Source organism: Rhizobium brockwellii (assembly GCF_000769405.2).
In the GTDB taxonomy this organism is placed as follows: Bacteria; Pseudomonadota; Alphaproteobacteria; order Rhizobiales; family Rhizobiaceae; genus Rhizobium; species Rhizobium brockwellii.
Map to the genome: position 1 here is coordinate 2,886,681 of NZ_CP053439.1, position 21,085 is coordinate 2,907,765.

18 protein-coding genes are annotated in these 21,085 nt (G+C 61.0%); 9 read left to right on the forward strand and 9 right to left on the reverse strand.

Annotated elements, in window-relative coordinates; all coding sequences use genetic code 11:
• Nucleotides 1–3: 3 nt before the first annotated feature.
• Entirely contained in the window at nt 4–909 is a 906-nt protein-coding gene (locus RLCC275e_RS14425; RefSeq protein ID WP_033180971.1) for a DMT family transporter, read from the forward strand.
• Nucleotides 910–1,389: 480 nt separating this feature from the next.
• On the opposite strand, the gene metF is transcribed toward RLCC275e_RS14425, so the two are convergent.
• The 4 genes from metF to RLCC275e_RS14445 all read right to left on the reverse strand — a co-directional run bounded on the left by metF (nt 1,390) and on the right by RLCC275e_RS14445 (nt 5,969).
• Complete coding sequence (metF, locus tag RLCC275e_RS14430; RefSeq protein ID WP_033180972.1) at nt 1,390–2,292, reverse strand: methylenetetrahydrofolate reductase [NAD(P)H]; 903 nt, start codon at nt 2,290–2,292, stop codon at nt 1,390–1,392.
• A gap of 1 nt (nt 2,293) precedes the next feature.
• On the reverse strand, nt 2,294–3,319 hold the full coding sequence (locus RLCC275e_RS14435; protein WP_033180973.1) for an ArsR/SmtB family transcription factor: 1,026 nt from the start codon (nt 3,317–3,319) through the stop codon (nt 2,294–2,296).
• A 161-nt stretch (nt 3,320–3,480) separates the two neighbouring features.
• On the reverse strand, nt 3,481–5,130 hold the full coding sequence (ettA, locus tag RLCC275e_RS14440) for an energy-dependent translational throttle protein EttA (protein WP_033180974.1): 1,650 nt from the start codon (nt 5,128–5,130) through the stop codon (nt 3,481–3,483).
• Between the two features lie 98 nt (nt 5,131–5,228).
• Entirely contained in the window at nt 5,229–5,969 is a 741-nt protein-coding gene (locus RLCC275e_RS14445; protein ID WP_033180975.1) for a ribonuclease T2 family protein, read from the reverse strand.
• A gap of 156 nt (nt 5,970–6,125) precedes the next feature.
• Here RLCC275e_RS14445 and RLCC275e_RS14450 point away from each other — a divergent pair, with 156 nt between their 5' ends.
• From RLCC275e_RS14450 to RLCC275e_RS14465, 4 genes are read left to right on the forward strand one after another with little or no spacing between them, the layout of a single operon-like run.
• Nucleotides 6,126–7,055 carry an alpha/beta fold hydrolase gene (locus RLCC275e_RS14450; RefSeq protein WP_033180976.1) on the forward strand — a complete coding sequence of 310 codons (930 nt, stop codon included), beginning with the start codon at nt 6,126–6,128 and terminating at the stop codon, nt 7,053–7,055.
• 33 nt (nt 7,056–7,088) lie between these two features.
• On the forward strand, nt 7,089–8,045 hold the full coding sequence (locus tag RLCC275e_RS14455) for a DMT family transporter (protein WP_033180977.1): 957 nt from the start codon (nt 7,089–7,091) through the stop codon (nt 8,043–8,045).
• Nucleotides 8,046–8,071: 26 nt separating this feature from the next.
• Nucleotides 8,072–9,274, forward strand: coding sequence for a succinate--glutarate CoA-transferase (gene caiB / locus RLCC275e_RS14460; RefSeq protein ID WP_033180978.1), 1,203 nt, complete (start codon nt 8,072–8,074; stop codon nt 9,272–9,274).
• 13 nt (nt 9,275–9,287) lie between these two features.
• Nucleotides 9,288–10,946, forward strand: coding sequence for a thiamine pyrophosphate-binding protein (locus RLCC275e_RS14465; protein ID WP_033180979.1), 1,659 nt, complete (start codon nt 9,288–9,290; stop codon nt 10,944–10,946).
• Between the two features lie 46 nt (nt 10,947–10,992).
• Here RLCC275e_RS14465 and RLCC275e_RS14470 read toward each other — a convergent pair whose 3' ends face one another.
• From RLCC275e_RS14470 to RLCC275e_RS14480, 3 genes are all read right to left on the reverse strand, one after another.
• Complete coding sequence (locus RLCC275e_RS14470; protein WP_018446572.1) at nt 10,993–11,337, reverse strand: RidA family protein; 345 nt, start codon at nt 11,335–11,337, stop codon at nt 10,993–10,995.
• Nucleotides 11,338–11,409: 72 nt separating this feature from the next.
• Nucleotides 11,410–11,748, reverse strand: coding sequence for a protein tyrosine phosphatase family protein (locus RLCC275e_RS14475; RefSeq protein ID WP_003541467.1), 339 nt, complete (start codon nt 11,746–11,748; stop codon nt 11,410–11,412).
• Between the two features lie 71 nt (nt 11,749–11,819).
• Entirely contained in the window at nt 11,820–12,659 is an 840-nt protein-coding gene (locus tag RLCC275e_RS14480) for a DUF4432 family protein (RefSeq protein ID WP_033180980.1), read from the reverse strand.
• A gap of 360 nt (nt 12,660–13,019) precedes the next feature.
• Here RLCC275e_RS14480 and RLCC275e_RS14485 point away from each other — a divergent pair, with 360 nt between their 5' ends.
• Complete coding sequence (locus tag RLCC275e_RS14485; protein ID WP_033180981.1) at nt 13,020–14,420, forward strand: L,D-transpeptidase; 1,401 nt, start codon at nt 13,020–13,022, stop codon at nt 14,418–14,420.
• A gap of 285 nt (nt 14,421–14,705) precedes the next feature.
• Here RLCC275e_RS14485 and RLCC275e_RS14490 read toward each other — a convergent pair whose 3' ends face one another.
• The gene (locus RLCC275e_RS14490) at nt 14,706–15,812 is read right to left on the reverse strand and encodes an ABC transporter ATP-binding protein (protein WP_033180982.1); all 1,107 of its coding nucleotides are present in this window, start codon (nt 15,810–15,812) and stop codon (nt 14,706–14,708) included.
• A gap of 166 nt (nt 15,813–15,978) precedes the next feature.
• Here RLCC275e_RS14490 and RLCC275e_RS14495 point away from each other — a divergent pair, with 166 nt between their 5' ends.
• Nucleotides 15,979–16,959 (forward strand): DMT family transporter, encoded by a 981-nt coding sequence (locus RLCC275e_RS14495; RefSeq protein ID WP_082229741.1) that lies wholly within the window; start codon nt 15,979–15,981, stop codon nt 16,957–16,959.
• A gap of 3 nt (nt 16,960–16,962) precedes the next feature.
• Here the strand turns inward: RLCC275e_RS14495 and RLCC275e_RS14500 are convergent, their stop codons facing one another.
• Nucleotides 16,963–18,165, reverse strand: a complete 1,203-nt coding sequence (locus RLCC275e_RS14500; RefSeq protein ID WP_033180984.1) for an ROK family transcriptional regulator — start codon at nt 18,163–18,165, stop codon at nt 16,963–16,965.
• An 82-nt stretch (nt 18,166–18,247) separates the two neighbouring features.
• Here RLCC275e_RS14500 and RLCC275e_RS14505 point away from each other — a divergent pair, with 82 nt between their 5' ends.
• Together RLCC275e_RS14505 and RLCC275e_RS14510 are read left to right on the forward strand one after the other, a co-directional pair.
• Nucleotides 18,248–19,324 (forward strand): ROK family protein, encoded by a 1,077-nt coding sequence (locus RLCC275e_RS14505; RefSeq protein ID WP_245494072.1) that lies wholly within the window; start codon nt 18,248–18,250, stop codon nt 19,322–19,324.
• Nucleotides 19,321–21,060 carry an amylo-alpha-1,6-glucosidase gene (locus RLCC275e_RS14510; protein WP_033180986.1) on the forward strand — a complete coding sequence of 580 codons (1,740 nt, stop codon included), beginning with the start codon at nt 19,321–19,323 and terminating at the stop codon, nt 21,058–21,060. Before RLCC275e_RS14505 ends, RLCC275e_RS14510 begins: the two co-directional genes overlap by 4 nt.
• The last annotated feature ends 25 nt before the right edge of the window (nt 21,061–21,085 follow it).

Below are 21,085 nucleotides of genomic sequence, written 5' to 3' on the forward strand. Positions count from 1 at the left end.
GGCGTGGACATCAGAATGAATGCCTGGACCTGGGGTCTGCTGGTCCTGCTCGGCCTGATCTGGGGCGGCTCCTTCTTCTTTGCCCGCATCGCCGTCCAGCACGTGCCGCCGCTGACCCTCGTCTTCTTCAGGCTGCTGCTCGCAGCGCTGGCGCTGCATATCTATATCGCCGGCCGTTTCGACTTCTATGCGATCCTCAAAGCCCGCTGGCGCGAATTCCTTATCCTCGGGCTCATCAACAATGCCCTGCCGCATGCGCTGATCTTCTTCGGCCAGACCCGCATCGGCGCCGGTCTTGCGGCGATCCTGAATGCGACGACACCGATCTGGACCGTGCTGATCGCCAACTACTTCACCTCAGATGAGAAGCTGTCGCCGGCTAAGATCGCCGGCTGCCTGGCCGGCCTGGCCGGAACGATCGTGCTGATCGGCCCCGGCATGTCGGCCGGTGGCGAAGCCCCGCTCTGGGCGCTGCTTCTTCCCGTGCTTGCCGCGATCTCCTATGGTTTCGCCGCCACTTACGGAAAACGCTTCAAGAATGTTCCCGCCCCGGTCACCGCAGCCGGTCAGTTGACTGCCTCCTCGCTGCTTTCGCTTCCGCTGTCGCTGCTTGCTGATCACCCCTGGGCGCTTGCCGCACCGCCGCTGGATGCCCTCTTCGCCATCCTGGCTCTGGCGCTGCTGTCGACCGCCTTCGGCTACATCCTCTATTTCCGGATCATGGCGGCGGCCGGCGCCACCAATGCCTCGCTCGTCACTCTGCTGGTGCCGCCGAGCGCCATCCTTCTCGGCGTGCTCTTCCTTGGCGAAAGGCTCGCACTGAGCGAATTTGCCGGCATGGCGCTGATCGGTTTCGGCCTCGTCATTCTCGACGGCCGCGCCTATCGCCTGCTGGCGAAGGCCGCCTGAAACCGGTTGCGAATTCCATATGTTTTCAACCGGTTGCGAGTCCGCCATGTTTTGGGCGCATAGGTAAATACGCAATCGCCCGATTTAACGGCATGTTAAAATCTGTGAACAAAATTTTGTTGAAAATTAACAGGTAATTTCAAAGACTTGCCGAAACGTTATTCGACTTATCCACTGAACCCTTCTGCAGCGCAGCATAAGATCTGCTTCCCATCCGACATATTTCAGACATATTATCGGCCGGTTAACGCGAGGAGACAGACATGGGACTCACGCAATCCTTGAATGTTCTGTTGGTCAGTGCAGCGTTTGCTTTCGTCTTGTCCATGCTCTTCATCTGAGCTGGCCGACGAAAGTGTAATGACTGATAGTGCCTAAACTCCTGAATAGCTGATCAATCCGCCAACGAAAAAGCGCATGTCCCGCCCGACATGCGCTTTTCACTTTTACAGCGCCGCGCGTCTTTCAGACGCGCAAAGATCAGGCGGCTGCGCCCGCAGTTCTTGTTTGCCGGCGGGAAAGACCGAGATTGTCGAGCACGGCGGAAACCAGCGGCGCACGGTTCATCGTATAGAGATGGAAATCATGGATGCCGCGCCGGACGAGATCCTCGATCTGTTCGGCAGCGACTTCGGCGGCGACCTTCGCCCGCTCCTCGGGCTTGTCGTCGAAGCCTTCGAAGCGCTCATCGAGGAAGGCGGGGATGATCGTGCCGCAGGCGCCGGCGAAGCGTTTCAGCTGCGTCAGGTTCTGGATCGGCATGATGCCGGGCACAACAGGGATCGAGATGCCGGCGCCGCGCACTCGCTCCAGGTAACGCTCGAAATTGTCGTTGTCGAAGAAGAACTGCGTCAGTGCCCGGTCGGCGCCATTGTCGGCCTTGCGTTTCAGCATGTCGATATCGGCCGCCGTGTCGAGGCTCTCCGGGTGTTTTTCCGGATAGGCGGAAACCGAAATCTCGAAATCGCCGATTTCCTTCAGGCCGGCCACCAGCTCCGCCGCATTGGCGTAACCGCCGGGATGCGGCTGGTAGGGCGCGCCGGCGCCGCCGGGCGCATCGCCGCGCAGCGCCACGAAATGCGTCACGCCGGCTTTGCGGAACGTGTCGACCACCTGATGCGTCTCTTCCTTCGTCGCGCCGACGCAGGTGAGATGCGAGGCGGTGGCAAGCGGCGTCTGCGACAGGAACCGCGTGACCGTGGTCAGCGTCGGCGCTTTGGTGGTGCCGCCGGCGCCATAAGTCACCGACACGAAATCCGGGTCCCAATCCTGCAGCTGGCTGACGGTATGCCAGAGCTGCCCTTCCATCTCCTCCGATTTCGGTGGGAAGAATTCGAAGGAGACCCTGATGTTGCGGTCCCGCGCTTCGTTTTTCAAAACCATGTCATACCCTCCCGGCAAATGTAGGTTCGGCACCTTCGCTCGCCTGCGAAGCCATAAGGCGCCTCGGATCGCGCGCGAGCCAGACGGTGACCGTCAACCCCTGCCCGCTTTGCTGACCCGGATGAAGATCGACGACCTGCTCGACGTCGAGCCCGCTCTTGCGCAGCCAGTCGGACATTGCCTGGTGCGAAAAGCCGAGACGGACATGCGCATGCTCGTCGCGGAGATATTCGAGCGTGTGCGGCGCAAGGTCGATGACCACGAGCCGGCCGCCCGGCCGGAGCATGCGCGACGCTTCGGCGATCGCAATATCCGGCTGATCGAAGAAATGCAGCACCTGATGGATTGTCACCAGATCGAAGTCCTGTCCCTCGAACGGCAGGTTCAGGATATCGGCGTGCCGCACGGTGGCCTTGGTGATGCGGGATTTGTCGAGATTGGCGCGTGCCACGCTCAGCATATCGCGGCTGGCATCGACGCCGGTCGCGCGGCGGTAGAGCCCGGACAGGAGTTCGAGGATGCGGCCGGTGCCGGTGCCAAGATCGAGCAGCGAGTCGATCGGCTGGCTGCCGAGCAGCCGGATGACGGCAGCGTCGACCTCCTCATCGGCCGCATGCAGGCGGCGAAGTTCGTCCCATTCGGCCGCGTTGCGGCTGAAATAGGCCTGTGCCCGCTCGGCGCGCTGGCGCTTGACCAGCGAAAGCCGTTCGCCGTCGCGAAGGATGGTCGGATCGTTCTCGGAAACATGCTTCAGCAACGCCCGCACCAGCATGGCGGCCTTACCGTCCTGCTTGAGGCGGAAATAGGCCCAGGCGCCTTCCTGGTAGCGTTCGATCAGTTCGGCCTCGCCGAGCAGCTTCAGGTGGCGGGAGATGCGGGGCTGGGATTGGCCGAGAATTTCGGTAAGATCGGTCACCGTCAGGTCGCCGCCGTCAAGAAGCGCCAGAAGACGCAGGCGCGTGGGCTCGCCGGCCGCCTTCAAGACGTCCACCAGCGCATCCAGTCCAAGCTTCAAGGGTTCGCTCATCTTCGATCCAATCAAGATATAAAGATATCTTTATGTGATTTGAAAAGCGGTGGCAAGCGACAATTCGCACTCTCCGCGGAATTGGCTGCTCAGATTGCGACAAGGCGTGACATGAAAAAGCCCCGGCGAACCGGGGCTCTCGTGATCGAGAAACAGGTGGATCAGCGTGTCAGGCGCTTGTGAGCCTGGCTGCCCGGGTTTAGGGCATCGGGGCCAAGGCGGCGCACCTTGTCCTGCTCATAATCCTCGAAGTTGCCTTCGAACCATTCGACATGGCCGTCGCCTTCGAAAGCGAGGATATGCGTCGCCAGACGGTCGAGAAACATGCGATCATGGCTGATGATGATGGCGCAGCCGGCAAAGTTCTCCAGCGCGTTTTCCAAGGCACCCAGCGTTTCCGTATCGAGGTCGTTGGTCGGTTCGTCGAGCAGCAGAACGTTGCCGCCGGCCTTCAGCATCTTGGCAAGGTGAACACGGTTGCGCTGACCACCAGAGAGATTGCCGACCTTCTGCTGCTGGTCGCCGCCCTTGAAGTTGAAGGCGCCGCAATAGGCACGGGAGTTCATGTCGAATTTGCCAAGCTTGATGATTTCGGCGCCGCCGGAGATTTCCTCCCAGACCGTCTTGTCGGCCACAAGGGTGTCACGGCTCTGGTCGACATAACCGAGATGCACGGTCTCGCCGATGCGGATCGAACCGCCATCCGGCGTTTCCTGGCCGGTGATCATTCTGAATAGCGTCGTCTTACCGGCGCCGTTCGGGCCGATGATGCCGACGATGCCGCCTGGCGGCAGCTTGATCGACAGGTCGTTGATCAGCGTGCGGCCCTCGAAGCCCTTTGTGATGCCGTCCATCTCGATGACCACTTGGCCGAGGCGCTCGCTGACCGGGATGATGATCTGTGCGTCGCCGGGACGCTGCTTCTCGGCGGCATCCACCAACTGCTCGTAGGACTTGATACGCGCCTTAGACTTGGCCTGACGGGCCTTCGGGCTGGAAGCGATCCATTCCTGTTCGCGGCTGATCGCCTTCTGGCGCGATGCGTCTTCGCGGCTTTCCTGCAGCATCCGCTTGGCTTTCGCCTGCAGGTAGGCCGAATAGTTGCCTTCGTAGGGAATGCCACGGCCACGGTCGAGTTCGAGGATCCAGCCGGTGACGTTATCCAGGAAGTAGCGATCGTGGGTAATCATCATCACGGCGCCCGGATAGTCGCGCAGATGTTTTTCGAGCCAGGCGATGGTTTCGGCGTCCAGGTGGTTGGTCGGTTCGTCGAGCAGCAGCAGATCCGGCTGCGAAAGCAGCAGGCGGCAGAGCGCGACACGGCGTCGCTCACCACCCGAAAGGCTGGTGACATCGGCGTCACGCGGCGGGCAGCGTAGCGCTTCCATCGCCATTTCGACCCGGCTTTCCAGATCCCAGAGGTTCTGGCTGTCGATGACGTCCTGAAGCTTGGCGCCCTCTTCCGCCGTCTCGTCGGAATAGTTCATCATCAATTCATTGTAACGATCGAGGACGGCCGTCTTCGAGGCAACGCCTTCCATGACATTCTCGAACACCGTCTTGTTGGGATCGAGATGCGGCTCCTGCTCCAGATAGCCGACGGTCGCACCTTCGGCGAGCCAGGCTTCGCCGGTATACTCCTTGTCCTGGCCTGCGATGATGCGCAGCACGGTGGATTTACCAGCGCCGTTCGGACCAAGAATACCGATCTTGGCATCCGGGTAGAACGAAAGGTGGATATTCTCCAGGATCTTCTTGTTGCCATAGGCCTTGTTGAGGCCGGACATATGATAGATGAACTGACGTGCCATGCTGCGCTGCTCCGGGCGGGAAACTTTGATTGTGCCGCTATGTAAGCGAAACAGCGCTTGCGGGCAACGCCGAAACCCGGTTTACTCAGGATTTCCGGTCAAAAGCCCGCAGCATCGACGACGCCCTCGTCACAGCCGAACGACGTTTTTCCAGCGCCCTGGATCAGGTCGGCGAGGCCGGCACTTTTCGCCGATGCCGCTCCGGCGGCTTCCGAAAGCCCGATCGTCAGCTCGCTGATCATCCTGATATTGCCGGCTCGTCGGCAGCTCATCTTGACACGATCGCCGGCACCCGGCCCGAAGCTCTTGTCGAAAGCCGCCTTGATCGCTTCGGCCTTGACCGGCTTGCCGATATTGGCAGCGAAGAGATCGCGCACGGCCGACGCGTTGAGTGCGCCCACGAGATGCATGCCGACGCCGAAATAGTCGTCGGCGCTCATCTTCGTGCAGGTGCCATGCTTCACCCATTCATGCCGTTCCAGCCCGGACTGCGTGCCGGGCATCGCCTTTGCGAGCGCCGCCTGCGTCTCCGCCGCAAGCGTGACCTCCGGCAGCTTGTTCCAGTCGCCATCCTTGTCGGCGGCCTTCTGCTCGGCGCTCACGCCGCAATAATCCTGCCGCATCGGCCATAGCCCGTGCAACGAGAAGTTTGTCGCATCATGGCGCTCCGTGGCCTGCGTAGCGCATTCAGGCTTCTTCTGATTTGTCTGGCAAAAAGCCGGCTGCCAGCTTGCCGCCAGAATGAAGCGGGTGCGCCCGCCAGCCTCCTGCGCCATGGCAGCGCCGGCAACAACCATCGACACGGCGAACGACAAGGTACGCAACTGCATGCTGCTCATCTCAACCCCCAAAAAGAACAATACAGGAACAAATAAGCATCAAATTCAAAAGGCCGCAACCCTGAATCGCAACAAGGCCGCAAATTGTTATCAGATAATCTAACGCCGATGTTGCAATTGCCCAGCGTTCTGGTCTGTTGCCGCCGGGAGGACCACATGTTTTCTGAAACGCAAAGGCTCGCCGTATCAGGGGCGTCGCTGGCCTGTCACCATGCCGAGGCCATCACCCCCGCACGCGGTATCCTGCTGATATCCCATGGCTTGGCCGAACATTCGAAACGATACCGCGTCTTTGCCGAGACGATGGCGGCACGCGGTTATCATGTCTATGCCCATGATCATCGAGGGCACGGCGAGACGACGGCACCCGATGCGCCGATCGGCCGCTTCGCCCAGCGCGGCGGGGTCGAAAGGGTGATCAGCGACGTCATCGTCATGCGCGGCCATGCAGCCTCCCGCTATCCCGGCCTGCCGGTGATCCTCTTCGGCCATTCGATGGGCGGCCTTATCGCCCTCAATGCTGCCGTCACGGCTCCGGCCGACTTCCACGCTGTCGCCATTTGGAATTCGAATTTCGCCGTCGGTCTTGCCGGCCGCGCCGCCCAGGCGATCCTGCTTGCCGAGCGCATGCTGAAGGGCTCCGACGTGCCGAGCGGCTTGCTGCCGAAGCTCACCTTCGGCGCCTGGGGCAAATCCATTCCCGGCCGCCGCACCGAGTTCGATTGGCTGTCGCATCGTCCTGATGAAGTCGAAAAGTATGTCGACGATCCACTCTGCGGCTTCGACGCCTCAGTCTCTCTCTGGCTCGATCTCTTCGAGCTGACCTTCCGCGCGCCGCAGAAAATCCATCTCGACCGGCTGCCGCGGGATATGCCGATCCATCTGGTCGGTGGCGGAGAGGACCCGGCGACGGAGCGTGGAAAAGCCGTGCACTGGCTGTCAAACCATTTGAAAGGCCAAGGCTTCTCCCGTATCAGCACTGAGATATATCAGGACATGCGCCACGAAACACTGAATGAGATCGGCGCGCATGCGGCGATCTCAGCCTTCGCGGACTGGTGCGACAGGGCCGTCGCAAGATCCTGAGCGACCAATATCCTTAGTCACAGGGATTTCATCATGAACAGCACCTCCGCCCGCCCCCTTTCGTCCGCCTCCGACGTGACGATGGGGCTTGTGCTGATGTTTATCTCGGTGATGTTCTCGCCGCTCATCGATATTTTCGCCAAGCTTGCCATCGTCACAGTCCCGTCCGCGGAGATCACCGCCGGCCGCTTTGCCGTACAGGCGATCTGCATGCTGCCGATTGTGATATGGCGGCGCAGCTTCGCCGATTTTTCCTGGCGCCAGAACCTGTTCCATGCCATCCGCGGCGCGATCATCACTGTCTCGATGATCTCCTTCGTCACCACGCTGAAATACATGGCGGTCGCCGACGCGATTGCGATCTTCTTCGTCGAGCCGATCATTCTGACGATCCTCGGCGGCATTTTCCTGAAGGAGACGATCGGCTGGCGGCGCTATAGCGCCTGCGGCGTAGGCTTCTTCGGGGCGATGCTGATCATCCAGCCGAGTTTCGAAGAAGTCGGCTACATCGCGCTTCTGCCTGTCGTCAGCGCGCTTTGCATCGCCATCTTCGTGCTGATGACCCGCGTCCTCTCCCATAGGGAAGACCCTTGGGCGATGCAGTTCCAGATGAGCATCTGGGGCCTGCTCTTTTGCGCCATCCTGCTTTTCCTGGGCCAGGGAACCGGCTCCGATATCTTCGATCCGGTCATGCCGGATGGCCGCGCCTGGTTCTATGTCGCTGGCGTCGGCGCCATGGCCGCGATATCGGGCATCCTCGGCGTCTACGCCTATCGCGCAGCACCAGCCTCGACGCTCGCACCGCTGCAATATTTCGAGATCGTCTCGGCGACGATCTTCGCCTGGCTGGTCTTTGGCGACTTCCCGGATGCGGTCAAATGGCTCGGCATCATGATTATCATGGCGTCGGGCTTCTACATTGTTTGGCGTGAGCGCCGCTTTGCATCGAAACCGGTATCCGGTACATCTGAGGCGACGCTGGCGCCCTAGATCTAAGAACGAGAGCCCGGAGGAACATGACGGAGACCGTGACGAAAAAACCGCCGCTGGCCGGCATCCGGGTGATCGAGCTTGCCCGTGTGCTCGCCGGCCCTTGGGCGGGACAGATGCTCGCCGATCTCGGCGCCGACGTCATCAAGGTCGAAAATCCCGACGGCGGCGACGATACGCGCCAATGGGGGCCACCCTTCGTCCAAGGCGCCGACGGCGAAAATCTCTCGGCCGCCTATTACCACGCCGCCAATCGCGGCAAGCGCTCCGTCACCGCCGACCTGAAGAGTGCCGAAGGCCAGGAACTCGTCCGCGGCCTCGTCTCCACCGCCGACGTGGTGATCGAGAATTTCAAAGTCGGCGGCCTCGTCAAATACGGGCTCGATTATGACAGCCTGCGCAAGGTGAACCCGAAGCTCGTCTATTGCTCAATCACCGGCTTCGGCCAGAACGGCCCTTATGCCAGCCTCGCCGGCTACGATTATATCGTCCAGGGCATGTCCGGCTTCATGTCGATTACCGGGGAGCCGGGCGGCCAGCCGATGAAGGCAGGCGTCGCTATCGCCGATATCTTCACCGGCATCTATGCCGTCTCGGCGATCGAAGCCGCCCTGATCCACGCTCTGAAGTCAGGCGAAGGCCAGTTGGTCGACATGGCCCTGCTCGATGTGCAATCGGCCGTGCTCGCCAATCAGAACATGAATTACCTGGTCTCCGGAGAGGCGCCGACCCGCCTCGGCAATGCCCATCCCAATATCTCGCCTTATGAGGTCGTGCCGACGGCGGATGGCTATCTCATCCTCGCGATCGGAAACGACGGACAGTTCCGCCGCCTCTGCACTATCCTCGGCCTGGAGGCCATCGCCGGTGACGAGCGTTTCGCCACCAACAAGGCCCGTGTCGGCAATCGCGGCGAAGTACGCCGCCTCATCTCCACCGAGACGCTGAAATGGCAAAAGGCGGATCTATTGACGGCCTGCGAGGAGAACGCGGTTCCATCAGGCGCCATCAACACGATCGAGGAAATGTTCGCCCATCCGCAGATACAGGCCCGCGGCCTACGCATCGACCTTGCGGATGCCGCCGGCACCGTGATCCCAGGGGTCAGAACGCCCGTGGTGCTGTCGGAGACGCCGCTGCGTTACGTCAGGCCGAGCCCGCGCCTCGGTGAACACCAGGCAGAAATTCTGGCGGAACTCGCCGAGCGTGAGAGGGAGATATCGTCATGAAGAAGGCATCGTCATGAAAAAAACCGGCGGGGAACTGATCGTAGAGGCGCTGAAGGCGAACGGCGTCAAGCGTCTCTCCTGCGTGCCCGGCGAGAGCTTTCTCGCCGTGCTCGACGCGTTGCGCGACAGCGATATCGACGTCCTCGTCTGCCGCCAGGAGGGCGGAGCGGCGATGATGGCGGATTGCTGGGGCAGGTTGACCGGCGAACCGGGCATCTGCATGGTGACCCGTGGCCCCGGCGCCACCAACGCCTCCGCCGGCCTGCATATCGCCAAGCAGGACTCGATCCCAATGATCCTGTTCATCGGCCAGGTGCAGCGCGAAGCACGCGAACGCGAAGCCTTCCAGGAGGTCGAGTTCCGCCGCGCCTTCACCGAATTCGCCAAATGGGTGGGCGAGATCGACGATGCCGCCCGCATTCCCGAGTTCGTCACCCGCGCCTTTGCGGTCGCAACCTCCGGCCGTCCCGGCCCGGTCGTGCTGACGCTGCCGGAAGACATGCTGCGCGATGAAGTCGAGGCACCGCGCGCCAAGCACTATGCCAACGCCGAGGCCCATCCCGGCCGCCGCCAGATCGACGATCTCTATCTCCGCTTGCTGAAGGCGGAGCGGCCGATGGTGATCCTTGGCGGTACGCGCTGGGATGCCGATGCTGTCGCCGATTTTCAAAGCTTCGCCGAGCGTTTTCAACTGCCCGTCGGCTGCTCCTTCCGCCGGCAGATGCTGTTCGATCATCTTCATTCCTCTTATGCCGGCGATGTCGGAATCGGCATCAATCCGGCATTGGCAAAAGAGATCAAGGAAAGCGACCTGCTGATCCTGCTTGGCAGCCGCATGTCGGAAATGCCGTCCTCGTCCTATACGCTGATCGATATTCCCTACCCCCAGCAATCGTTGGTGCACATCTATCCCGACCCTTCTGAGCTCGGCCGCGTCTATCGCCCGGATCTTGCCATCTGCGCCGCACCTGCCGATTTCGTCGCCGCACTCGCCGATCTGGAAGCGCCGGCCGAACCGCACTGGACCGCGCGCACCGCGCGCCTGCACCAGGCCTATTTCGCCTGGTCGACGCCGCCGTCGACAGGTCCGGGCGCCGTCCATATGGGGCCGATCATGGAATGGCTGGAGGCCAATACCGGGCCGGAGACGATCTTCACCAATGGTGCGGGCAACTACGCCACCTGGGTGCACCGCTTCCATCGTTTTCGCCGTTTCAACACGCAGGCCGCACCCACCTCCGGCTCGATGGGTTACGGCCTGCCGGCGGCGGTGGCCGCCAAGCGGCTGTTTCCCGAGCGCGAGGTCATCTGCTTTGCCGGCGACGGCTGCTTCCTGATGCACGGCCAGGAATTCGCCACCGCCATCCGCTACGGCCTGCCGATCATCGCAGTCGTCGTCAACAACGGCATCTACGGCACGATCCGCATGCATCAGGAGCGCGAGTATCCTGGCCGCGTCAGCAGCACCGATCTGACCAATCCCGATTTCGCGGCCCTTGCCCGTGCCTATGGCGGCCACGGCGAGACGGTGGAAACGACAGCGGATTTCGCCCCGGCCTTCGAGCGGGCACGCGCCAGCGGCAAGCCCGCAATCATCGAGGTCAAGCTCGATCCCGAAGCGATCACGCCGACACGCACGCTCTCCGAAATCGCGCAAACAAAAAGCCGGTGAGCACGCGCAGGTGCTCACCGGCTTCAGGTAATCGCAATGGTGCGACTTAGTCGAGTGCGGCCGTGATGATGAACTCGACCTTGTATTTCGGCGCAGCGAGCTTGGCTTCGCTGGTGGCGCGGGCCGGCGGATTGGCCGGGTCGATCCAGCCTTCCCAGACGGCGTTCATCTCGGCGAAATCGGCGATATCGGACAGATAGATGATCGTCTGCAGGATCTTCGACTTGCTGCTGCCTGATGCAGCCAGCAGGCGGTCGACTTCTGCAAGCGAAGACTTGCACTGATCGGTAACGCTTTCGCCCTCGCCGACCTGGCCTGCGAGATAGACCGTGTTGCCGTGAATGACGGCGCCGCTCATGCGCGAGCCGACGTCGATACGCTTGATGCTCATTATAGTCTCCTGAGTGAATGGAAGGTGAAGGCGTTGAGGTTCAACGTCGGAAAATCGGCGCCCGGAACGGGCTCAATTGCGGATATGGTGGGTCTTCTGGTAAATCGCCGTCGAGCGTGCCCCGGAACGGCAATAGCCGAGCATCGGCCGCGGGAATTCGTCGAGCGCGTCGACCATGCCCTGCACGGCTTCCTCGGTCACGCCCATCGGCCCCACAGGCACGTGGGCGATATTCAGGCCGAGTTCCTTGGCGCGCGCCTCGATAACAGAGAACGACGTCTGGTCGGGACTTTCGTGGTCGGGGCGGTGGCAGACGATCGATTTGAACCCCAGCGCCTTGATCTCGTCGAGCTCCTCAAGCGTGATCTGGCCCGAAACCGAATATTCATCGTCGATCTGGCGAATATCCATCGTCTTGTCTCCTCAAAAATCGTGGGCTGAAGGTCTACGACGGAGGTCTGCCAGCGTCAACAACACTTCGCTCACAGGAAGGCAAAGGTCAGCGCATAGCTGCGGCTCTCGCCGGGCGCCAACATATTGAACTCACCGGCGGCCTCGAGCTCGTCGCGCGAGATCCAGCGATGTGAAACCGGCTCGATGCCGATGATGTGGGCCGGCGCCTTCTGGTTCCGCCAGACCTGTAGATGCGGCAGCGTGTCGGCGCGGAAACGCACCCGCAGCGTCCTGCCGCCGATTGCGGCGATCGGTCCGAGGCGGACCTCCGCGAACCCCTCCTCCGCAGCCGCCGCCGCGACGCAGAAGATGCCGCCCGGCTCCTCGCCGAACGTCCAAGGGAAACCGCCATTTTCCAGCATCAGGCCTTCGAGCCGCGTTCCCTCGTCCAGCCATTTGCCGCCGGTGTTCATGTGGTACATCAGGAAGGTCGGCACCGTCCGATCGCTCGTATTGACGACCCGGTCCTCGAGCCGCACCTCGCCGGTCGCCCCATCGATCCGCCACAGCCGCTCGATGCGCTGCGGCAGTCCTTCGACGGTGGTGATGTCGATATCGGCGCGGCATTCGGCATTGCCGTTCTCGAACTTTGTCCACAGCACCTTTGCCGCATGGCCGGAGGCCGATCCGTGCAGCGGATAGACCTTGCCGTCGTCCCGGCCGGGGATCGGCTGGCGGTGGCGGATATGATCCGGCCCGCAGGTGAACAGAAAGCCCTCAAGCGAGTGATCGATTCGCGAATCGCCGTCATCGGGAATGGCGCGTTTCGGCGCGATGTCGACGCCGTTGACGATGCACCCGCCGATATCCAGCACCGATGTTTCGTCCAGCATCAGGCGCGGCCCACTTGCTGCGGCAAATTCGATCATCACGGTCTCCTTGGGGAATTGTCGGCCCCTTAGAGCGCCGAGCGTCCTTTCGGACGCACAAAGGACACTCTAACACTTTGAATCAACGCATCATACTTTCCGAAAAGCGGAATCGATTTTCGCAAAGAAGGATGCGCTAGCGTTAGGTTTCATGCCGCCATTCGTCAATCGGCGTCGCCCCGATCTTGCGTTATTGCAGCAACCGTGGATTTTGCGGAACTGACACAAGGACGCAAACGTTTATGAGCAAAAGGAAATCTTAGTGATTTTCATATTTTGTTCAGCACGCTTTCATAAATTCCACACTAGCGTCAAAATTCGCAGGTGTGTGTCTGCCAGTCACTGTTCGAGGTATCAGACGTGAATCGCTTTTTGAAGTCGGCATTTTGCCTCGCGGCCGTTCTGGCTGCTCTTGCGGCTACAGCGCCGCAGGCAGGCGCGCAGCAGTTCCGCGATCGCCGCCAGAGCGATATCGTGCTCGTGACGCCGAGCGGCGAAATCCTCGACTATGTTCCAGCTGGCTATATCTACGCCCGCGACCGTAGCGGCAATCGCGTGTTGATCGACGACTATGGCAACGTCGTCGCCACCGAGATGCGCGCGCGGGGCTACTATCCGCCGCGGCCGAGCCCGCGCGAGGTCTATAACGACCAGTATGGCAACGACCCCTATTATTCCGACAACAACCCCGATGGCGATACGCGTTATTCCGAGCGCGGTGCCGTCACCGGCGGAATTCCGCGCGATGCGGCGATCGAACGCCGGCCGCTCGGCGACCAGCCCTATCCCGATGACAACAGCATCGGCAATCCGCAACCCGGCGACGATTATGCCTCGATCGACCCCGACCAGCAGATCCCGCCCGCCGACCAGCCGAAGGCAGCACCCGATGAGCCTGTCATCACGCTGAAGAACAAGTCGAAGCCCGAGATCGTCGCATTACAGGTCTTCCTCGATCGCGCCGGCATCTCTCCGGGCGTCATCGACGGCCATATGGGCTCGAACGTCACCAAGGGCATCTATGCCTATGACCAGATGACCGGCTCCAAGCTCGATCCGAACGACACCGACGCCATTCTGGAAGAACTGCGCATGAACGGCGGCCTGCCTGTGGTCAGCTACACGATCACGCCGGCCGATGCGGCCGGCCCCTTCGTCGCCGAGATTCCGGAAGACTATTCGCATAAGGCGTTGCTGCCGTCGCTGGCTTACACCTCGACCACCGAGATGCTCGCCGAGCGTTTCCACATGGATGAAGCTTTCCTCAAGGAGATGAACCCCGGCGCCGACTTCACCGTTGCCGGCACCGTCATCAAGGTCGTCAATCCGGGCGAGCCGAAGAGCGGCGCGGTCGCCCGCATCATCGCCGACAAGGGCCGTAAGCAGGTCTTCGCCTATGACGGTGCCGGCAATCTTCTCGCCGCCTATCCGGCATCGATCGGCTCCACCGATACCCCCTCTCCGTCAGGCACGGTCACAGTCGAGCGCGTCGCGCTCAATCCCGGCTACACCTACAATCCGAAGATCAATTTCCAGCAGGGCGCCAACGACAAGATCCTCAACATTCCGCCCGGCCCGAACGGCCCCGTCGGCACCGTCTGGATGGCGCTCTCCAAGCCGACATACGGCATTCATGGCACGCCCGAGCCTTCCAAGATCGGCCGCACCCAGAGCCACGGCTGCATCCGCCTGACGAATTGGGATGCCACCGAGCTTGCCAAGATGGTCAAGCAGGGAGTGACGGTCGAATTCGTCGACTGAGCCGTGCAGCAGTTCCCGTAAAGTGTGAGCGGTTTCAGGCGACATCAAAACATCGCCGGGCCGAGATCGTGTGGAATGATTGCGGCCTGGATCGTCGCCGATGAACCGCGCATTTTCGGTACGTGGGTCTAAACAAAGCTCGCTCCAACCCTGGAGCGGGGTGACGTTGTCAGCCCTCGACAATGTCGGCGCCCGAGCTTCTATGCCATCGCTCAAGCCCAAGCGCCCGTGTAAAAGAGCCGCCAGAAACGGAAATTTGCGATCGCGATGCCGATAGGGCCGGACTTAAGTCCGCGACGCGAAGCTCAAGCCATTGCTTTCTCGGAACAAATGACACCGGCTGCGATCTACGAACATTCGCAGGAGCGCTCCTTCGTTCGTTGCGAGGTGGTCGGGTAGATGCACGATGCTGGGAGCCTCGTTGCCTCGAATCTTGGCATAGATATAGGTCTCAGTCCCGATACTTTCAGCGTAATCGACAACCATTTCAACACTCAGTGGATCGCTCGAAGCATCATGCTGGATCCGGAAATGGTTGGGCCTAATACCTAGCACGACTTCTTCGCCTTCGGCGGCGCCGGACGCGTCAAAGGGAAGGACTATTTCACCAAAACCCGGCACCGCTATCGTCACATCGCCGCGGCTGATGGAAATCAGCTTTCCGTTATAAAAGTTCATCTGCGGCGACCCGATAAAGCCTGCGACGAACTTGTTGGCCGGAGTTTCGAACAGTTCGAGCGGCGTGCCGACCTGCTCAACCCGCCCGCCATTGAGGACCACGATACGATCGGCCATGGTCATCGCCTCGATCTGGTCGTGCGTGACGTAGATCATCGTTGCCCCGAGCCGCTTATGCAATCGGCTGATCTCGCCACGTGTCTGCACGCGAAGGGCGGCGTCGAGATTGGATAGCGGTTCGTCGAAGAGGAATAGCGACGGGTTTCGAACGATGGCACGGCCGATTGCCACGCGTTGCCGCTGGCCGCCGGAAAGCTGCTTGGGGCGACGCTGCAAAAGTGGTTCGATCGCCAGCATCCGCGCGGCTTCGATGACGCGCGCGTCGATATCCGTGCGGCTCATCTTGAGGTTCTCCAGGCCGAACGACAGGTTTTTTGCGACGGTCATATGCGGATAAAGCGCGTAGGATTGAAACACCATCGCAATACCGCGGTCGCCCGGGGGCGCGGTCGTGACGTCCTGGTCATCAATGAAGATTTGGCCGGCTGTCGTGTCTTCAAGGCCGGCAATCAAGCGGAGCAAGGTTGATTTTCCGCAACCTGACGGACCGACGAGAACCACGAATTCGCCCTCGTTCACATTGAGATCAATGCCGTGAAGTATTGAATGATGGCCGAAGCTCTTCGTGACGCTATCCAACTTAAGCCCAGCCATACTCCGTCCTTCACATTCATCGTCGCTTTTGGGGCTTCAGCCCTACCGACGTTACCCTCGATATGAAATGCAGTTTGCAGGCCCATAATTAGTTCGTCAAGATGACGAACGTAAAATTATCTGTTACTGCTCCGCTGGTTCCTCCCCATATGACAGGACTCCTCCCATGAATTTTCAATCCGGCAGGCTTGAGCCTGCCTCCAGACGGACGCTGGCCAAGGCATTCTCGTCGGGTGCCAACGGTCGCCGCCTTGATCCGCTTCCCGCTCCACCAGAAGAAAACCGACCAAAAGCGGTTCTGTATATGCTTCTCGCGGTCACGCTTTTTGCTTTCCTCGATTCCGCTGCAAAGCTATCGGGACGCGAGGTACCGACGTTGGAAGTCGTCTGGTTCCGATTCGCCGTGCATTTCGTTCTGGTCGCAGCCGTCCTCAATCCATGGCAGGCCCCGCATGCCTGGCGGACGCGGTCACCGAAGCTCCAGTTGCTGCGCGCCGGCATCCAGATCTCCTGTACCGGGCTTAATTTTCTGGCGCTTGGCTATCTGCAAATTGCGCAGACACTCTCTATCCAGTTCACGACACCGATATTCGTGACGATCCTGTCGATCTTCTTTCTGTCCGAACAGGTCGGCCGCTATCGGTGGTTCGCGATCTTCGCGGGTTTTGCCGGCGTGTTGGTCGTGACCCGTCCGGGAATGGACGGGTTTCACTGGGCCTTCGGCGTCTCGCTGATCTCGGTCATGGTCGGCGCCAGCTACAACATCCTGACCCGGCATCTGGCGACCACCGAATCTTCAGGCAGCATGCTGCTGATCATGGCCGCATTTCCGGCAATCATCCTGCTGCCCGTCATGCCATTCGTCTGGAAATGGCCGGAAAGCAGCTACGCCTGGAGCGTTCTTCTTGCCACGGGATGCTTCGGCGCCGTCAGCCATTTCTTCATGATCCAGGCACATCGCTTCGCCCCCGCCTCATTCCTGGCGCCGCTGCAATACGCCCAGTTCCTGGCCGTTGTCCTGCTCGGTTTTCTGGTTTTCGGCGACATACCGACAACCTACACCTTCCTTGGCGCAAGCATCGTCATAGCCTCCGGCCTTTTCATCTGGTACCGCGAGCGCCGTCTATCGAGATCCGCCGCGGAGTAAGAATCAGAGCGGCGGCGGTGGAAGCCGCCGCTGTTCAGGCAGGATCTGCGGCGAGAAGAGCAAATTGTGGACGTGGTTCAGCCCGATCGCGAGAGCTCCCACCAACGTTGCCCGATTGCCGAGCACGCTCGCCTTGACGTCGATCGTACGCCGGCTGGCCTTTTCAATACCAAGGCCTACGCGATCGACGATCATCGGATGGCGCCCGATGCTGCCGCCGAGCACGACAGTCTTGGGGTCGACGACGGCATAGACGGCGACGATGAGCAGGGCCGCGATATCGGCGACTTTGCCGATTACGTCGGTCGCGATGGGATCGCCCGTCTCTGCAAGGCTCATGATATCGCGGACGGAGGTTCCCTCCACGCCGCCGGCTCGAGCGTAAAGTTCGGTGATGCCCTGCGCACCAATCGCACATTCGAGTGCGCCGCGTTCAAGGCTGTCGTCAGCATAGGGATCGGCTCCGAACGGCATATAGGAGATTTCCCCCGCCGCCCCGCTCGCTCCCCGCATCAGTTTTCCATCCTGGAGGACACCCAAGCCGATGCCGGTCCCAAGAGATACGAAAGCGACCGAGTCTATCGCCGCAGCGCAGCCCTGCCAGGATTCTCCGATGACTGCGGCATTGACGTCGTTTTCAAGCACGACCGTGCAGCCAAGGCGACCGTTCAACACCCGACCAAGGTCGATCCCGCCGATATCCGCGAGATTGGGTGCCATCGACAGAGCGCCTGTAGCCGGATCGACCACGCCGGGCGTTGCCACTGCGGCGACGAGCACGTTTTCGGAAGTAATGCCGGTGTCAGTCAGCATCTGCGACAATATCGCCTCAACCTGTTCGATCAGATGATAGCCGCCTCGCCTGTCCGACAGATATTCCCTTTCGGCGACGATATTGCCGACGATATTGACGAGTCCGATGCGCGTCGTCGTCGGCCCCATATCGATGCCGACGGCGTAGCCCGCATTTCCATTCACCTCATAGGTGATTGCCGTGCGGCCGACGCGTCCGCTGGTGACGCCCTTTTCGCGAACCCATCCGCTTTCTTCCAGGGTACGGATCACTTCGGACATCGTCTGCTTCGAAAGCCCGGTGAGTTTGGAAAGTTCCGCGCGGGAGGTCGGCCCGGATTGCAGGAGAACATCCATGACGGCGCGAACGGAGATCTGGCGAAGCACAGGAGGCGCGTTTTCGGTTATGGCCATGTTCGAACTATCCGCCGGTCGGTCTTTTGTTGCAAACTGATGTCCCTGCTTTTTCCATGAATGCCGGTGGATTTCAAACTGGTTGTTGACAGCTCACGGACGCAGCAATATTAAATTCGTCAACCTGCCGAACAAATATAGCAGAGGACTGCTTTTGTCAAATATTTCAGCCATTGCGTCGAGTTTGCGCAAACAGCCTCACAGCCGTTGCGCCACGCCATCAGCTGCACGTTCCGATGTGGTCATCGGTGTCGATCTCGGTGGCACTAAGGTGCTTGCTGGCGTCGCAGATCGGAATGGAAATGTTCTGGCCAGGACCTCGGAGCCGACGGAGCACGGAGCTGACGCGCCAGTTCTCAAGCAGATACCGCAGATGATTCTGTCTCTTCTCGAGCAGTGCGGTGACTGCGTCCGACTGAGCAAAGTTGTCGTTGGCATTCCAAGCGCCGTCTCACCTGCCACAGGACTTGCTTCCCTCTCCCCCCATCTTGCGATTCCCGCGGACCGCCCGCTTGCTGATGTGCTGTCGGAGAGCCTGCCATGTCCTGTTGTTGTCGAAAACGACGTCAATCTCGCCGCATTCGCCGAGGCCACGCTCGGCAAAGGCCGTGACTTGGGGTCGCTTGCGTTCGTTGCGTTTGGAACGGGTGTCGGCATGGGCCTTGTGGTTGGCGGAAACCTTTTTCGCGGCCAGCATGGCCGGGCCGGCGAACTCGGCTTGCTGCCGTTGGGCTTCAATCCGCACGAGACGGCGCCGAAGGCGCGCGCCGGCCTCTTTGAGGATCAGGTCGACTCACCCGCGATCCGTAGTCTCTATGGCGATGGAACGGTGACGGTCAGCGAGATTTTTGCCCGCTCTCTGGCAGGCGATGAAGATGCCAGGGCCGTGATCGAGGCTGCGGCGAAATCGGCCTCGGTCGGTATTGCGTCAGTCCAGGCACTGTTCGATCCCGCGATCACCGTGCTCGGTGGCGGCATTGGCTCGCGACCGGAGTTCGTCGAGGCGGTCAGGCGGCATATGAACGCCTTGCTCCCATTCGAGGCCCGAATCGAAGCTACGAGCCTCGGTCCGGATGCCGGCATGCTCGGAGCGATCATGCTCGGGCTGACCGATATTGCCGGTTTTGGAGAAGATGGACAACAGGAGGCCGCCCTATGACGACATCACCGACGATGCAGACCGCACTCACACCCCTACCAGACGGTCAGGTCCGTTCTGAGCAAGCCGTGCTGCTTCCCTTCATGGCGCCGCGCCTGCAAGGCGACTGCCGGCCGGAGGGCAAGCTCGAACTTTCGCTTTGGGGCGCCGGCAAGCTTGCCACCCTCTCCTTCTCAGGCTGGACCGGGCCGTTTGTCTATGCGCCCAACCGCGTTGAAACGGCCAACGGCGGCGGACTTCATGTGGCCCAGTCCATGCCGGCACTCTTTCTCAAGGGCGCGAAGCTTCGATCAATCACGCCATCCCGTCGCTGCGCCTGGTGGGGCGGCCTGATGCCACGCCAGCCGATCGAGCGCAGCGGCGAGCGCAGAACCGTGCGCACTGCATGGGGTGTCGTCGTTGCCGAGCAGCGAACGGACGGTGTTCTTGTTGTCGCTGGCGCCACACAGGAAGAAGCGGAAAAAGCCCTAGCGATCGATCCGGCGGCAGTGATCGATGAGGCGCGCGGCTATGTGGAGCGGTGCGACGCTATGCCGGAAGCGCAACCGCTGATGCGCAGCATGATTTCTCAGGGCCTTCACGCAGCACTTTCCAGCGTACGCCGCGACGAGCGCGGTGCCTTTGCCGGTCTGGCTGCCGGCCAGGCCTACAGCGCGCCGGCGCGCACCTATTATCGTGACGGCTATTGGACACTGCAGGCCCTGCTCGACCGTGAGCCGGCGGCCGTGCGTGGCCAGATCGATCTGCTCGCCCGCGGCATCCAGCCGGATGGCGAGGCGCCGAGCGGCGTCATTCTGACCGGGCCCGCCCAAGCCGAAGAATGGGAGAAGGTCCGTCGATCGCATCCGAAGATCAAGCTTGAACACTTGCGCCCCGGCGACTGGTGGAGCGATCACTTCGACAGCCCCCTCTTCTTCATCCTGACGATCGGCGACTATATCAGGGCGACGGGCGACACCGTGCCGGTCTCGCTCTACTGGGACAAGATCGTCACGATCTTCGAACGCTATCGCGGGTTCGATGTGGCTGGTAACGGGCTACCAGTGAAGCCGCGACATGATCGCGACTGGGCAGACAATGTCTACCGCCATGGCTACGTAGCCTATGATCTCGGCCTTTGGATCGGGGCGCTGGACGTCATCGCCGAATACGGCATCGATCCTGCGGTCGCTGAAAAGGCTACCGCTGTCGCGGTGAAAGCGCGCGCATCGCTCGATGAAGCGCTCCTTCAGCCGAATGGTATTTACGCCGATTACGGCACGAAAGACGATTTTGTCGAGGATCACCTGACGCTCGACAGCCTAACGCTTCTGCGTTTCCGTGCCGTGTCGCCGGAACGCGCAAAGATCGTGCTGGCCAAGGTGCAGGAGACACTGGAGAGCCGGAACAATCAAACCCAGCCTTACGGCGATTGGGGCGTCCTGTGTGCTTATCCACCCTTCAAGCGCCCTAAGGATACACGTGAAAAGTCTTATTTCGCCTATCGCTACCACAACGGCTCTGATTGGCCCTATCTCACTGGCCTCTACGCGGAGCAGCGCCTCGCCTATGGCCTGGAAGGGTTCGACTATCCCCTGCTTCGCTGGTGGCAGACCTGCCTGGAAGAGGGCTGGATGGGAGCGGTCGAATATTTCTCGCCACCTTGGGGGCGTGGATCACTGCTCCAGGGGTGGAGCAGCATGCCGGCGGCCGCAGCCTTAGCTTACAGAGACAGGGTCTTGGCGGCAAATCGCTGACGTTTCCCCAGCTGACCACCTTCGG

Bases quoted from the DNA above. Each gene is read 5' to 3' on its own strand.
- metF (WP_033180972.1), bottom strand. From the start codon at position 2,292: ATGGTTTTGAAAAACGAAGCGCGGGACCGCAACATCAGGGTCTCCTTC.
- RLCC275e_RS14435 (WP_033180973.1), bottom strand. From the start codon at position 3,319: ATGAGCGAACCCTTGAAGCTTGGACTGGATGCGCTGGTGGACGTCTTG.
- ettA (WP_033180974.1), bottom strand. From the start codon at position 5,130: ATGGCACGTCAGTTCATCTATCATATGTCCGGCCTCAACAAGGCCTAT.
- RLCC275e_RS14445 (WP_033180975.1), bottom strand. From the start codon at position 5,969: ATGAGCAGCATGCAGTTGCGTACCTTGTCGTTCGCCGTGTCGATGGTT.
- RLCC275e_RS14450 (WP_033180976.1), top strand. From the start codon at position 6,126: ATGTTTTCTGAAACGCAAAGGCTCGCCGTATCAGGGGCGTCGCTGGCC.
- RLCC275e_RS14455 (WP_033180977.1), top strand. From the start codon at position 7,089: ATGAACAGCACCTCCGCCCGCCCCCTTTCGTCCGCCTCCGACGTGACG.
- caiB (WP_033180978.1), top strand. From the start codon at position 8,072: ATGACGGAGACCGTGACGAAAAAACCGCCGCTGGCCGGCATCCGGGTG.
- RLCC275e_RS14465 (WP_033180979.1), top strand. From the start codon at position 9,288: ATGAAAAAAACCGGCGGGGAACTGATCGTAGAGGCGCTGAAGGCGAAC.
- RLCC275e_RS14470 (WP_018446572.1), bottom strand. From the start codon at position 11,337: ATGAGCATCAAGCGTATCGACGTCGGCTCGCGCATGAGCGGCGCCGTC.
- RLCC275e_RS14475 (WP_003541467.1), bottom strand. From the start codon at position 11,748: ATGGATATTCGCCAGATCGACGATGAATATTCGGTTTCGGGCCAGATC.
- RLCC275e_RS14480 (WP_033180980.1), bottom strand. From the start codon at position 12,659: ATGATCGAATTTGCCGCAGCAAGTGGGCCGCGCCTGATGCTGGACGAA.
- RLCC275e_RS14490 (WP_033180982.1), bottom strand. From the start codon at position 15,812: ATGGCTGGGCTTAAGTTGGATAGCGTCACGAAGAGCTTCGGCCATCAT.
- RLCC275e_RS14495 (WP_082229741.1), top strand. From the start codon at position 15,979: ATGAATTTTCAATCCGGCAGGCTTGAGCCTGCCTCCAGACGGACGCTG.
- RLCC275e_RS14500 (WP_033180984.1), bottom strand. From the start codon at position 18,165: ATGGCCATAACCGAAAACGCGCCTCCTGTGCTTCGCCAGATCTCCGTT.
- RLCC275e_RS14510 (WP_033180986.1), top strand. From the start codon at position 19,321: ATGACGACATCACCGACGATGCAGACCGCACTCACACCCCTACCAGAC.